Below are 13,866 nucleotides of genomic sequence, written 5' to 3'. Positions count from 1 at the left end.
CATCAACGGACATTGAGATCATGAAAATCAGAACCTTCATTCATGCCGCGCTGCTGGTGATACCAATGGCGTTTAGCGGCATCGCCCAAGCCGGCGATCAAATCATCCCTTGGGCAAAAAATACCGGCGACGTCGAATCCAACCATATCGCCGCCGTCGGCCAGAACCTGAATGCCGGCCACCAGCAGGTGACCAAAACACAAGAAGGCGTATGGGCGACGAATACCGGCAGCATTTCCAACGATGAGAAGGCCCTGACCGGTGGCCAAAACCCGGTACAGAAAACGACGCCGTAACGCGAGTAATAGAAAGGAGACAAGCCGTGACCGTAACAAACTCACGGCTTATCAATCAACCCAGGCCGGGGATGGCGACGCCGAATGTCTGCAGCAGCAGCACCATGTTGAGCAGGATGATAATTACCGTACCTATGATCGATACCAGGCTGGTAAGGCGGCCGTTCACAAACTCGCCCATGATGTCGCGACGGCGGGTAAACATGACCAGAGCAATCATCGGCGCCGGCAGCGCCAGGCTAAGCACCACCTGGCTGTAGACCAGCGCATCCGTCGCATTCACGCCTAGCGCCACCACGATAAACGCCGGGATCATGGTCACCAGACGGCGCACCCACACCGGGATGCGGAAGCCGACAAATCCCTGCATAATCATCTGGCCCGCCATGGTACCCACCACCGAGCTTGAAATACCGGATGCTATCAGTGACATCAGGAAGATCCCTGCGGCGGCGGCGCCAAACAGCGGGGTCAGCGTATGGTACGCCGTGCCAATCTCCGCCACGTCGCTGTTACCGGCATGGAAGGCGCTGGAAGCCATGATCACCATGGCGATATTCACCAGCCCGGCAATCGCCAGCGCGATCACCACTTCGATATTGGAAAAACGCAGCAGTTTTCGCCGTTCGCCGCTGTTGCTGGCCGGCGTACGGTGCTGGGTCAGGCCCGAGTGCAGGAAAATGGCGTGCGGCATTACGGTGGCACCGATAATGCCGACCGCAATGGTCAGCGCCTGCGCATCCGGCAACTGAGGCGTTATCATGCCGGAACCCGCCGCCAGCCAGTCGACCGGTACGATAAACATCTCGGCGAGATAGCACAGGGCAATGATCGCCACCAGCCCGCCAATCATCAGTTCGACCGGGCGAAAACCTTTCTTTTCTACCATCAATAACGCATAGGTGATTACCGCCGTCACGCCCATCCCCGCCAGCAGCGGCATGTGGAACAGCAAGGCGAGCGCGATAGCCCCACCCAGGAACTCCGCCAGATCGGTGGCCATTGCCGCCACCTCGCTGAGCAGCCACATGCCAATCACCACCGGACGCGAGAATTGATCGCGGCACATTTCCGCCAGGTTACGGTTGGTGACGATACCCAGCTTGGCCGACAGCGCCTGGAACAACATGGCAATCAGATTGGCCATCACCACCACCCACAACAGGCTGTAACCGTATTTTGAACCGGCCTGAATATTGGTGGCGAAATTGCCGGGATCCATGTAGGCAATGGAGGCAATCACCGCCGGCCCGACGAACAGCAACGGCGTAAACGCGCCGCGCTTGCGCCCGGCTAAAGCGTTACCAATCGCCGCATTGGTTCGTTCGGTTAACGATGTGGTGGTTGCCGCCTCACGCATGTTTTACCCTCAATATTATTCTGGTTATTTTTCACCCAACATTCAGAACAATGTAGCATCGGCTACACTTTATGCAAGATGGAAAATACTCTGCCTTTGTGTACAAATATTTCGTATTGTCATTGAATACGGCGGCTGAATTGATAATGCGTCGCTATTAGACTAACGTAGGGCAGGATTCCATTAGTCTGGAACTCACTGGTTTAACCTATAAAGGACGTCTCAGAATATGGTAACAAGCGCGTCAGATAACGCCGAACGCCCCACCTTGGCTGAAATGCCGGATGAGGCTGAGCACGCCCTGCGCTTTACCCGCGCCCGAGAAGCGCAGTCGAATGCGTTGATCGAAGATTACGTCGAACTGATTGCCGATCTGCTGATGACGACCCGCGAAGCCAGAACTACCGACATCGCCCGTCGCTTTGGCGTTTCCCACCCTACTGCGATCAAGAATATTGCACGGCTGAAGAGCGCCGGATTGGTAGAGTCACGCCCCTATCGCGGGGTGTTTTTAACTGAAGAAGGTGAACAACTGGCGCAGCAAGTGCGCCGCCGCCACCGTATCGTGGTCGACCTGCTGGTGTGCCTCGGGGTGCCGACCGAGACGGCGGAGCTGGACAGCGAAGGGATTGAGCATCACATTTCTGGCGATACCCTGGCGGTGTTTGAACGTTTTCTGCAAAACCACGCCAAGAAATAAATCCTCGCCAATAAAAAAGGGAGGCTTTCGCCTCCATTTAAGCATCAATAAAAACAATCAGTTACAGGAACATCAGTAATTTAGATGCCTGTAACTGCGTGCTTAAAATGGGGATAGCGTGGGCATTTGGGTCAATTTGTGGATCATGCTTTGATAACCAAATTGCTGGGCATCATAAAATGATGCCCCCTAGAATTTCAGTATTAACTATACGATGATAAGGTGCTAGTCAAACCATTTCTCTTCAAAAGAAAGAAGCTGGGAGGTAATACTTTCTAAATCAAAGTTACTTTCCATTTCAATATCACCTAATTCTGCTGCTGCTTTAACATTTTCAGGAAACCAAATGGTCACTGTGATTGACGTCTTAAGGGGGAACTTTCTGCGCGTTACATTGTAAAAAGTAAATACATAGCGTTGATCTTCTGGATCAAAAGCTGATCTTTCATAGTCAGGTTCACTTGTTGCCGCCTCTATATCAGCCATCAATTCGACCTCAAAAACAACTGACTCGTCATCTAACTCAATAATATTTTTACCTTCAATCATTACATTATTGAGTTTTACATCATAAGCATCTTCATCATCAACTGTATAGGATGCTTCTAATAATTTATCCGAGACCCGCTTTACAATCTCTTCCTTAAATTTATCAAACAAGTCATCAGCTAATTTAACCGGCTCTTTCACCTCATCATCATTTCTAACGATCAGGTCGATAAGAGCATCAACACTATCTAAATGGATTAGACGATCACCATCACAGAAATTTTTCATATCACCATCGGTACTAACTATATATACCGGATAAGTCCTTTCTTTGGATAGATTTTTTATGGCATGTAAAACAAATGCATCTGGAAACTCATCCTTTTTCTTTGTGCTAAATGGAGCATTACCTTCAAAATAGTCCTTAAAAACAGATTCATTATCAACGGAGCTAATCGGAACTATTTCGATATTGTCACCATTTAAAAAATTTTCGAAACCTTGGTTCAATGTGGAAATTATGATCTCGTCAGTTAAACCTTTATCAAAAACACCACTTATAGAATTTTCAGGTAAATTTCTAAGAATTTTAGCCTTCTTTCTGGTTTCTTCAATCGTTCTAATGGCATCATTTGCTAATCCTGGGAAGTGTGATCGAACCTCTGCAATAGTAATTGAAGTCGTCAAAATTCTAATTTTTTCATCATCACTGTAGTCTTTTAATTTTTTCAATGAGTGATTATGGAACTGATAGTTTTTTGCTTTAAATGCAGATGTATCTATAAACGCTAGACGACCAACTAAATCTTGTTTCATATATTCACCTTTGGCAGGATTAATTTATGTTATTTTACGAGATTTTAACTCACTGAGTGGATTAAATCTAACCGCATCTTCCAGATAATCCGGCGCAAAATGCGCATAAACCATCGTTTGTAAAATACTTGAATGTCCTAGAATTCGCTGCAGCGCCAAAATATTGCCGCCATTCATCATGAAATGACTGGCGAACGTATGCCGCAGCACATGCACTGCTTGTCCCGCTGGCTGGCCGGGAGCAACTTCCTTCACGCATAGCCGGACATAGGGATAATTCAGATCCTTGAACAGCGGCCCCGACCTAACATCGCTGGCGATCTCTTTGCAGAGTTCGGGCGAGATCGGCACCGTCCGGTTCTTGTTGTTCTTGTTGTTCTTGTTGTTCTTGTTGTTCTTGGTGTTCAGGTAAGTGACCTTGTTACCGATCACCTCTTCCTTTCGCAGCTTCGCCACTTCACCCCAACGGGCACCCGTCGCCAGGCAAAGACGGACAGCTTTCCGGTGAGCGCCATCGAGTCGTTCCTGCAGCGCGGCAATCTCAGCCTGGGTAAGAAAGCCCATTTCCTGCGCCGGCAGCTTCATTTTCTTCATGGCCTTGAGCCGATGCTCACCGTGGTAATGCCCCAGCTCGATGAGAACGGAGAACACACCACCCAGCATTTCCTGGTCAAGGTTGACTGTCTTGGCCTTCTTGCCTTCAGCAAATCGCAGCGCCCGGTAGTCGGCGAAGAAAGTGCGGGTGATCTGGCTGGCTTTGGGATGCCCCATTTTCTCCGCCATGACACGCAATTTCTGCACCCTCTTCACTCCGTCTTTCAGGTGCTGTCCGTGATGGTTCCACCACAGGTCGATCAGGTCTGTTAATGGCCTATGATCAGCAGGCTTATCGAGCCACTCTTTATTGTTCTGTGTCGCAATCACCCAGCGTTCAAACTGCTGTGCCTCCGACTCGGTCTTAAATTTTTTGCGGACGCGCTTTCATGTACGTCCTTGAGGGCGCACATCCACCATATAACCATCAACACCAAAGGACTTAATGCCCATTCGTTACGCCCTTACCACTTACAGGCCTCACGTAACGGTTTAATAGCTGTCGATAGACCAGATAAATCAAAAGTAGTCTGTACAGGGCTTTCCCCATAAGGTGTTATTTGCACAAACATTTTTTTGCTTTTCATCAGCTCTTTGATGAACGAGATTGACTGCCCACTATAGAAAGTAGCCTTATTATCAGTTGAGATCTGCCAAGAGCGATTGACTGCTTTTTGGGTATCAATACGAGTAAGGACACGTGTGCTATCAATCCCAAGGAAAGTGTCCCAATCGATAAAAAGCTCAGTTTTCTTCTCTCTGCATGTGATATACAAAGAGGGAGTTATTGACTCACGAAATTGCCCACGAATCTGACTTTCGGCTGATAAATAAACGAACTCATTGCTTGAATCATCGATTGGGGATTTTTCACTCCTTGTTATCCATTTCCCCGCAGACTGAGGTTCTGTATTTTCAATTTTACCCTCAACCTTGTTTTTTCCTAGTTTATCAAAACACCCAAGACGTTCAGTGTCACCAGCAACCTTCTGACACTGTGCCAGTTGCTCCGATATACTTGTTTCCGCATGTAAAAAGCCAACAAAAGAACCAAATAAAACCAGAGATATTATTTTCTTCATTTTAATTATCACCCAACTTAACTATTACCATTTAAGTTAATTATTGCGTATCTAGCCAAGAGGTTTTTTCCACACAAATACCTCCTACCCCCAAGAATACATAACTTTCTAGGTGATTAGCCAGCCTTCTGGCCTTTTTGGGGACTGGATGTGCTTCCTAGCCCATCAGGGGTGCGCGATATCCTGCGCGCTTATGCCTGTGCGGAAGACACTGACGAGCTTTACAGCGAACGCTCAAGAAAAGCCCGTTTCCACGCCGAAGCCATAGATCCGGAAAAAGGCAGCGCCACCGGGTACATCGCCAAATACATCTCAAAGAACATCGACGGTTACGCACTTGATGGTGAACTGGACGACGACAGCGGCAAAGAGCTGAAAGAGGTTGCCCCGGCGGTATCCGCCTGGGCCGCCCGCTGGCGCATCCGCCAGTTTCAGTTTATTGGTGGCGCACCGGTGATGGTTTACCGCGAATTGCGTCGCATGGCTGACCATGAAACCGCACTAGGCCTCAGTGTCGAGTTTGCCGCCGTACATGATGCCGCCGATTATGGCCACTGGGCTGAATACGTCAACGCCCAGGGCGGCCCCTTTGTCCGGCGTGACGACCTGATCGTTCGCTCCTACTACGAGCCGGCAGAAGCCACTAACGACTATGGCGAAGACGTGATCCGGATACGGGGTGTGTTTTCACCACCGGTCAGGATGGATACCCCAATTATCACCCGCACGAAGGAATGGAAGTTCGTTCCGGCCCGTGCCGTTGACCTGGCCGGTGACCTTAAGGGCGCGCCTGCGCCCTCTCGAAGTTCTGTCAATAACTGTACGGTGCAGCCAAAAAGGTTAAGAACCAAACAGGTGCAGGAACCACCGTCATCGTCTAAAAACCTCGATTTTGAGCGAATAACCGACAAGGAACGGCGATTGTTGCTCCGGCGGATACGCAACGCACCGCCAGAACCTCTGAAAAATCCATTTATGGTCGTCGCCGAGGGCTTCGCATTACCTGGCGAGGGGCTAGATCTGCCACCAATAAGATCGGTACTACCAGATACGGCCAGCATTAAGCGGTGGCGGGAGCAAGTGCGCCACGAACAAGAGCAGCGTGCGCTTGCTTATTTCAGCTTGGATGATGGGCAGGAGGCTGAAAATCATCGGCCATCTACGACGAGCGTTGGCATTAACACAATCAAACGGCCACTCAGCAAGCTGGAACGCCAGATCGGCAGCTTCGCCGAGTCAATCGGTTTCAGTCTGGATGCCTGTATTCTGAAATCGGTGGCCAGGGGTGCAACAGTCACTATCGACGGTCAGCACTACCGGGCGCGGGCCGACGGTTGTCTGTATCGACAAACCATGCCGGCAACCACCACCGCGCTGACGCGACTCACTGCGCTATGGCATCGGCAGATACCAGAGCAAACACGCCTTGTTGGCGACCACCTGAGAAAAGAAGCCACAAAGCGTCAACCGGAGGAATAACATGACCACATCGACAGAACGTAAACGCGCCCAGCGACAGCGCGACAAGGCGAACGGCATCACTACGATCACCCTGCGGGTAGACAGCCAGGAAATGATGATGATTTTGGAAGGTTGCCAGCAGCGCCGGATAGCCAGGGAGCCTTATGAGCTGACGGAATACCTGATTGGCCTTATCCGTCAAGACAATAAATTGCTGCATAAGCAGATGGCTGAACTGCGGAAAAGCAGTTGTGGGAAGTGCGGGGATACATTGCCAGGTGATCCCGCCGGGTGTTGCATTCAAGGTGACACTCAATGCTGGCAGACGACAGGATACAAAACGCTGATGCTGACCACGCTATAGAATCTTCGCTATACGCCCATAGCAACAGCGCAGGAATAGCATGTATTAGCTCAGATTTCAGCTGACACTTTTGCTCCCATGGCCATACCTAAGCTGACAAACAGCTTTGAGCCAGAGACAGAGGTTATAAACATTGGCGTGCATTAATCCATGTGGAGCAGGTCACAAGCATGAGTGTATACTTGAGCGGACAAACGATAGACCTATTGCTACAATACACTCAAGTAGCGGACTTGTAAGAAAGCTTAATCCAGTTATATCATCAGCATTGTATGTTTATAACAAAAAGATATTCTTTAATACTATTTAATAAAGAACTGTGATTTCTAGAAAAATTAATTAGCATAAAAACAAAAAAAGGATTGGATTTATGAAAATTGAAATAGACTTCCACAAACTGAGATTACCCCCGGTAGATAAAGAGGATATTCTGAGGAGAATCAGCACTGGCAAAGCAATTATTTTTACCGGTGCTGGGTTTTCGAAAAAAACAGTCAACATCCTTAACGAAGAACCTCCTTTGGCTAAAGAGTTATCAAAGAAGATAGGGATTCTTGGGGGAATAGGCGAAGATATTGACGATCTAATGTTTACATCTAGGTTTTTTCTAAAATATAAAGATAAAAATGAATTATTAAAATTACTAAAAGATTCATTTGTTTTAAAATCGGTAACTGAAGAACATAAACTCGTTTGCTCACTCCCGTGGAGACGATTTTACACAACCAATTATGATAACTCGATAGAACTCGCGTGTCTTAACTCTGGGAAAAGGGTTGATGCTTTGGATATCGATGCAAAACCCAGTAACTATATGTCTCAAGAAAATCTGTGCATACATTTAAATGGTGTCATAGAAAAAGCGATTCCTGACGATCTAGATTCTAAAATAAAGCTAACGAATTCTTCATATTTAACAGCCCAGTCCTTTGTTAACTCCCAATGGAACTATGTATTCAAAAGGGATTTAGAAACAGCCAGTGCCATTGTATTTGTCGGATATTCAATGTATGACATGGATGTACAGCGGTTGCTCTATCAAACGGATAACCTAATCGATAAGACATATTTTATAGTAAGCGAAGATGCGGATTTTCAATCAACATTCTTCCTAACAGAATTCGGTCATGTCCTACCCATAGGCTTGTCTGGATTTGCAGAGATAACTAAGTCTATAAATCTAGATGAAGAAAAAAATAATGTACCAGATCTTGAATGCTTCAGTTTAAGAGAAATAAGACACACTGATAATTCAGTAACTGATACTGAGATAAAAGATTTTCTATTATTTGGTAAATTTAGTGATCATCAGATAGACACTTCAATTAGCAATGACTACAAAGATTATTTCCTAATCCACAGGGATTTAATGACAGATTCAATAAGGTTGATTGATGGTGGCGGCAACATATTAATACATGGTGAGTTAGGAAACGGAAAAACAATATTCCTTCATCAGTTAACTTATGAGCTAACCCAACGAGGGCATAAAGTATACATTTATTCTGGCAAGAGTGAGTATGATGATGAGTTATCAGAAATAGATATAATTGCATCAAGAAAAGAACAGCCAATAATAGTTATCGAAGGTTATAATCGAGCAGAAAGACTTCTTAAGCATATTAGTATAAAATACCCGAAAGACTTACGAGTTGTCATTGTAGATAGGAGTGCCGTTGCAGCTCGATCTGCACAGTTTATTAATTCTCTTGGGTTGAATTTTTCAGAAATCAGTCTTGATCAATTAACAGATAGTGAAATCTTCAACTTCATAGACTTATTGGAAAATCAGGGATTATGGGAGGATTTAACTACTTTACCCAAAGATGTGAAACTCAGAAAAATCAAGGAGGATTATAATGGACAAATGTCTGGGGTTTTACTTGGATTACTTAATAGTCCATCAATAAAAAATAAAATAAAAGCACTTACTGACGAGTTGTTTATTAGTCAGGAGTATAAGGATACAATTTTTGGAATTGCGTTATGTGATGTCATTGATGTAAACAAAACATCCTCAATGATATCTGAAATATCCGGAAACCAGAGTATTTATAAAATGGAGTTAAGAAATAATGATGCATTCAAATCCCTTTATAGACTTGTAGAAAATGGAAATGCTATTGAAACAAAATCAAGCTTAATGTCTTTGGCTATCATTAACAATTGTTTCCACGAAAGTTACATTAAACATAAATTGCTTTCTATCGTGGAGAATTTTAATCGTATGAGAAATGTATCTCATGATTCAAATAGTGTATTTAAATCTCTTTTGCGTTTTCATGTTCTTGAAATTTTAATGCCACAAAAGCAGAGAGCCTTAGATAGCTATTATATGGAATTAAAACGAGCATGCCCTTGGCTTAAAGACTCCCCTCATTACTGGGTTCAATATGCTATGTGTAGACTATCCATGGGGGATCTTGACTCGGCACAGACTTATTTAAATGATGCATACTCTCTAGCTCGTTCTAGAACAGACTATCATACTGAAAACATTGACACACAACAAGCAAGATTATTAATAATGAGATGTCTAAAAGAAAATGATGCAATAAAAAGCTTCTCTTACTTCCAAGAAGCACATAATATTCTCATCGGTTTACCTGATGATGGATATAAACATAGGCAAATATTGCCTTATAAAGAAATTTTTGAAGCGAAATATAAAATATTCAACAAAGGTAATAAAGTAAATTTTGAGCACGCCTGCAAAGCATTACTTCAACAAGTAGAGTCTGCAGTTTTATTTGTTGATGACCTAACTTTAATTAAGCGTGTTACATTCATTAATAAGAGCAAAAGAGTATTGGAGGATATAGTCGAAAAAATAAAAAGCCTTCGCTCGTAAATTAATATAAAGACGGCTGTTTCTAAGCAGCCGTCTTTATCGAGAGTTATCATTACTCCTAAATAGAAGTCAGAGAAACGCCGAAGAACGGCATAAAACCCAGCACATTACCCCGCCCTCCAAAGCCCCTCTACGCCACACAGTAATGAGCGTTTTCTTTACATCAACACCCATACCACGAGTCAAATATCTTCGCAACGATGCTCAAATGCAGCCAGAAAATGATCCTTATTGTTCCCCTGTTCCGTGCCGTCCCCCCCCGCCCCCGCGCTGCATACTTGAGAACTCACTTTTTATGCAGTAGGAAAAACACGTCAAAGCCTTGTCATATGTGGCTTGGAGAGATTATTAGGTATGAAAAAAGTATGCGAATTTTTGCACTTAAGATATGCAGTGTTTTTTTAGTTAAAATCCGGGTCGATGCAGATAAAAAACACACTTTATATAAGAGTGTCGGTACAGGGCGTACCAAGTGGAGAAAAACTATCCTGCCACGTCACAATTTTATTTTCAACATACTTGTGACGTGCCTTTTTGATAAAAATAAAATGCTCGTAGCATGTCACAACAACACACGACTAAGCATCTACCATATGAATAATCGGCGAATAGAGATGTTGAGAACCGACTTTCGCCTATTAGATGGTTCGATACGTAACTCCTATCGATTATGAGTGAGAAAATACACTTAGTATCGTGCTATAGACTCCGAATTCAGTAAAAAGCTAGCTCCGCTGCAAAGCCTTACTAAATCTATATTCAATTTCCACGATGAATTTTGTTGCAGCTGCAATAATTATTGCATCATGCATGCTTATATTTGGTTTTTTTGTATTCCCATGTCCAGATAGAGGCATTTTATTGCGAAGCCCATAAATAGAACCAACAACTTTTGTTATCTCTTTTGGAAGAGCTGATTCTCTTTCATACTTCCCAATAAAACTTCCCAAAGTCTGATCGGATAAACCTGCATCATTAAGAATATCCTTAGCCATTGTCTCCAAAATATTAGAAGCAGCATGAAGAACACCAGAAGGATCTTTGCTTTCAAGACATTGTTCCATCCGACCAATCAGAACTACTATATTTGAATGCACCAACCTATCTAACTCTTTAATTTTCTCCGAATTAAATATATTGACTTGATTGTAAACACTACAGTCAAGGAAGTGGCAAGCATCTAAAAACCCCCAACTATACCGCCAATTATTTTTAATACCTTCCCTTTCAGCCCTTCTCTGCCCTGCATCTTTGTCTATATCATCTACATATTTTGCCAAATAACTAGCGTAATAACCGAAATAGGAAAAAATGACTTCTGGGCAGAAGTTTGAGAAGGAGGTCCAACTACCTGGTGAACCGCCGATGCCAGTATCTTCTTCAGCGATTACCGGAACCAAACCTGTTTCTGACCAAAATGCTTCTAATTCAGATTTTTTTTCATCGCTGATAGATGTGATCATTTTAGCTTTGCCAAGCATGTCTAGGCTCGCATAGTATCTATAACATTTGTGTACATTGGCATACGGACACGAACAAGGAGCATCTGCACCAGCACTTTTAGCTTTGTACCATGAAGAATCAGGAACCGTTGTTGGCATTACTAACTTTCTCCTAAAAATAAAACGACTCAGCTTAAGACAGATACCAGCAAGTTCATTTGCATTTTAATAAACAACATGAAGTTATTCATTTTCATGCTTTGACGAAAAAAAACATATGCATCCATTATACTTACTAATTTCAAATTAACGCTAACTTTTGACACTTTAGCTGGTCATCTTTTAATCACGGAAGTGAACCGCCGCAACATAATTACTGTGGATTTAGCCAGTTTTTTTATATCACCGGGATTAAAATGGTAAAAGAGAGGCCGCCTAGATATCTACCAACGTCGGTTTCTGCAAAAGTCGACTGTCAGATAAAATCTGGCTCAAAACATAAAAAAAATTATCCGTTCAAGTATTATTAAGTATGTTTATTGAGCTAAACGCTTAAACATCCGATTTCAGCAATTCATAAGGGTTGAAGCTGACCACCTCTTCCCCTGCCCACTCGTTAAGTTCACATAGCCTTTCCTGCAACGGTGCCAGCTCGTTAATCGCAAATACTCGCGCGGCCTTCTCAACGTCACCAAAACCACCGGTGTTATTCGGCAAAATCCCCATCAATTGTGGCGGAGTGCGCTGGGCCGCAAGTTGATCATCGCGGGTCACGTTTTTGATGTTCAAAAATTCGTCCTTTGCCGCGACTTCGGCCAGGGGGATCAGTTGTAACCCGTCCGGCTTACCGCCAGGCGCATACATAAACAGGTTACGGAAGTTACCCGGCCCCTTTGACTCTTTCAGCGCTTTGCGCAGGTTATCAATATCCTCTTGTTTGTGTGCCGCGTCGTTCATGTACAGAATAAACCCGGCATGGCTGCCGTTAAGGTAGTATTTCCGGCGAAACAGCGTTGCCGCCTCATTAAGCCAGATGGAGTTAAGCGAGGAAAGGTATTCGGGAACGCCGTAAATCTCCTGGTTAATGTCAGGATCCAACAGGTGGAAAATAGAACCCTCCGCAAACTGATGCGGCTCCATCCACGATTACACGAACCAGTAAGAATCCGTTTCTACGCCACGGCGGGTATATTTCGCCAGGCTGGGGGCCAATTTCATCAGACCGCCCAACCGGTTGTAGCGCCCTTCAATAAAACTGTTGCCGAACACCATAAAATCCTGCGCATAGCGGCTAAAATCCTGCTTTGACAGCAACCGGTGGGGCTTGAACATGCTCACTAAAATATTGCGCTTCATGGTGATCGGTGAACTGTGATGCACCGCCGCGCGAAACGTTTTCGCCAGGCCACTGAAAGAGATCGGCGGCTCATACCAACGGTCAACAATGCTGCACTCCAGATAATCCAGGATTTCACGCCGATCCAGCATCGGGATCGGGTCGCCGAAGGTGAACGCCTCCACATGCTGCGCCCCGCTTTGTTTCTGCGTGATCGGCTGGGTGTTTTTGTGGCCCCGGTTGCGTTTGCTCATTTAAAAAATCTCCATAAAACCTGTATTGCTACCAGTTGCCCCTTCGAGCGGTTCATTGAATAAGGCGTGCATGACCGCCCAGGCCACATCCCCGTGGCTCACGCCTTCGGCGCGACTGGTGACATAGGTTGCCCGTCGGCCCGTTGCGGTCATCTGTTTACGGATGGACATAAACGCCTGGGCGATATCCAGCGCACCCGCGTCAAACTCCAGGCGGCCAGAGCGGATCACATCGCGGGCTTTCAGTACCAGGTCGGTTTTCATTTCAAGGTTGTAGTTGATGGCGTTAACCGCCGGGAAGAATTGGCGCACCAGTTGCGACACCGCACGGCCAAGGCCGGTGTTATCGATGCCGATATAGGTCACGTTGTAGCGCTCAGTCAGCGCCTTGATATTTTTGGCCTGGGCGGAAAAATCCATGCCGCGCCACTGATGGCGCTCCAGCACGCGGAACTTGCCGCCCGCAATCAGCGGCGGCAGGATAACCGCACAACCGGCGCTATCGCCGTTTTCAGAACTGGCCGGGTCATAACCGATCCAGACTTCCCGCGCCGCCACCGGGCGCAATACGAAGGGCTTAACGTCAGTCCAATGCTCCCAACTGTCGACCATGCAACGCTGCATTTCTCCCATAAGGAGCAGCCTCATCCCAATAACGGCGGACAAACTGCATTGATCTTTGGCTAAGCAGAGTGTCCGCAGAGGTGGGTATTTGTACCGCGTAGTTAATGCGAGGTTTTAATGTGGACACGTAAAATAAAAACACTTAAAAATCAATATAAAAAGCAATAAAAAAGGGAGGCTTTCGCCTCCCTCAAAGC

Annotated in this window: 8 protein-coding genes and 4 pseudogenes; 5 read left to right on the top strand and 7 right to left on the bottom strand. The window is 45.5% G+C overall.

What is annotated here, in order from left to right; all coding sequences use genetic code 11:
* The first annotated feature begins 20 nt into the window (after positions 1–20).
* Positions 21–296: a hypothetical protein gene (locus tag JK621_RS08255; protein WP_212559382.1), complete on the top strand. Its 276-nt coding sequence runs from the start codon at positions 21–23 to the stop codon at positions 294–296.
* Between the two features lie 55 nt (positions 297–351).
* Here the strand turns inward: JK621_RS08255 and JK621_RS08250 are convergent, their stop codons facing one another.
* The gene (locus JK621_RS08250; RefSeq protein WP_212559381.1) at positions 352–1,656 is read right to left on the bottom strand and encodes an Nramp family divalent metal transporter; all 1,305 of its coding nucleotides are present in this window, start codon (positions 1,654–1,656) and stop codon (positions 352–354) included.
* 229 nt (positions 1,657–1,885) lie between these two features.
* On the opposite strand from JK621_RS08250, the gene mntR reads away from it, so the two are divergent.
* Positions 1,886–2,356, top strand: a complete 471-nt coding sequence (gene mntR / locus JK621_RS08245) for a manganese-binding transcriptional regulator MntR (protein ID WP_212559380.1) — start codon at positions 1,886–1,888, stop codon at positions 2,354–2,356.
* A 225-nt stretch (positions 2,357–2,581) separates the two neighbouring features.
* Here mntR and JK621_RS08240 read toward each other — a convergent pair whose 3' ends face one another.
* The 3 genes and pseudogenes from JK621_RS08240 to JK621_RS08230 all read right to left on the bottom strand — a co-directional run bounded on the left by JK621_RS08240 (position 2,582) and on the right by JK621_RS08230 (position 5,337).
* Positions 2,582–3,661: a PIN domain-containing protein gene (locus tag JK621_RS08240; RefSeq protein WP_212559379.1), complete on the bottom strand. Its 1,080-nt coding sequence runs from the start codon at positions 3,659–3,661 to the stop codon at positions 2,582–2,584.
* Positions 3,662–3,685: 24 nt separating this feature from the next.
* Positions 3,686–4,708, bottom strand: a pseudogene (locus JK621_RS08235) (phage integrase).
* Positions 4,709–4,719: 11 nt separating this feature from the next.
* Positions 4,720–5,337, bottom strand: a complete 618-nt coding sequence (locus JK621_RS08230; protein ID WP_212559378.1) for a type VI secretion system-associated protein TagO — start codon at positions 5,335–5,337, stop codon at positions 4,720–4,722.
* Between the two features lie 171 nt (positions 5,338–5,508).
* On the opposite strand from JK621_RS08230, the pseudogene JK621_RS25340 reads away from it, so the two are divergent.
* The 3 genes and pseudogenes from JK621_RS25340 to JK621_RS08215 all read left to right on the top strand — a co-directional run.
* Positions 5,509–6,162: pseudogene (locus tag JK621_RS25340) on the top strand (replication endonuclease); the annotation flags it as partial.
* Between the two features lie 655 nt (positions 6,163–6,817).
* On the top strand, positions 6,818–7,162 hold the full coding sequence (locus tag JK621_RS08220; protein ID WP_128864238.1) for a hypothetical protein: 345 nt from the start codon (positions 6,818–6,820) through the stop codon (positions 7,160–7,162).
* 370 nt (positions 7,163–7,532) lie between these two features.
* Positions 7,533–10,013 (top strand): SIR2 family protein, encoded by a 2,481-nt coding sequence (locus JK621_RS08215; RefSeq protein WP_212559377.1) that lies wholly within the window; start codon positions 7,533–7,535, stop codon positions 10,011–10,013.
* 725 nt (positions 10,014–10,738) lie between these two features.
* Here JK621_RS08215 and JK621_RS08210 read toward each other — a convergent pair.
* The 3 genes and pseudogenes from JK621_RS08210 to JK621_RS08200 form a co-directional block, all read right to left on the bottom strand.
* On the bottom strand, positions 10,739–11,614 hold the full coding sequence (locus tag JK621_RS08210) for a hypothetical protein (RefSeq protein WP_073972041.1): 876 nt from the start codon (positions 11,612–11,614) through the stop codon (positions 10,739–10,741).
* A 393-nt stretch (positions 11,615–12,007) separates the two neighbouring features.
* A pseudogene (locus tag JK621_RS08205) lies at positions 12,008–13,045 on the bottom strand (phage portal protein).
* Positions 13,046–13,678 (bottom strand): annotated as a pseudogene (locus JK621_RS08200) (oxidoreductase); the annotation flags it as partial.
* Positions 13,679–13,866: the final 188 nt, after the last annotated feature.

It is taken from the genome of Serratia plymuthica (assembly GCF_018336935.1).
In the GTDB taxonomy this organism is placed as follows: Bacteria; Pseudomonadota; Gammaproteobacteria; order Enterobacterales; family Enterobacteriaceae; genus Serratia; species Serratia plymuthica_B.
Note: the sequence above shows the minus strand (reverse complement) of the source record. Positions and strands in the feature narration are given on the sequence as shown.

Bases quoted from the DNA above. Each gene is read 5' to 3' on its own strand.
- JK621_RS08255 (WP_212559382.1), top strand. From the start codon at position 21: ATGAAAATCAGAACCTTCATTCATGCCGCGCTGCTGGTGATACCAATG.
- JK621_RS08250 (WP_212559381.1), bottom strand. From the start codon at position 1,656: ATGCGTGAGGCGGCAACCACCACATCGTTAACCGAACGAACCAATGCG.
- mntR (WP_212559380.1), top strand. From the start codon at position 1,886: ATGGTAACAAGCGCGTCAGATAACGCCGAACGCCCCACCTTGGCTGAA.
- JK621_RS08240 (WP_212559379.1), bottom strand. From the start codon at position 3,661: ATGAAACAAGATTTAGTTGGTCGTCTAGCGTTTATAGATACATCTGCA.
- JK621_RS08230 (WP_212559378.1), bottom strand. From the start codon at position 5,337: ATGAAGAAAATAATATCTCTGGTTTTATTTGGTTCTTTTGTTGGCTTT.
- JK621_RS08220 (WP_128864238.1), top strand. From the start codon at position 6,818: ATGACCACATCGACAGAACGTAAACGCGCCCAGCGACAGCGCGACAAG.
- JK621_RS08215 (WP_212559377.1), top strand. From the start codon at position 7,533: ATGAAAATTGAAATAGACTTCCACAAACTGAGATTACCCCCGGTAGAT.
- JK621_RS08210 (WP_073972041.1), bottom strand. From the start codon at position 11,614: ATGCCAACAACGGTTCCTGATTCTTCATGGTACAAAGCTAAAAGTGCT.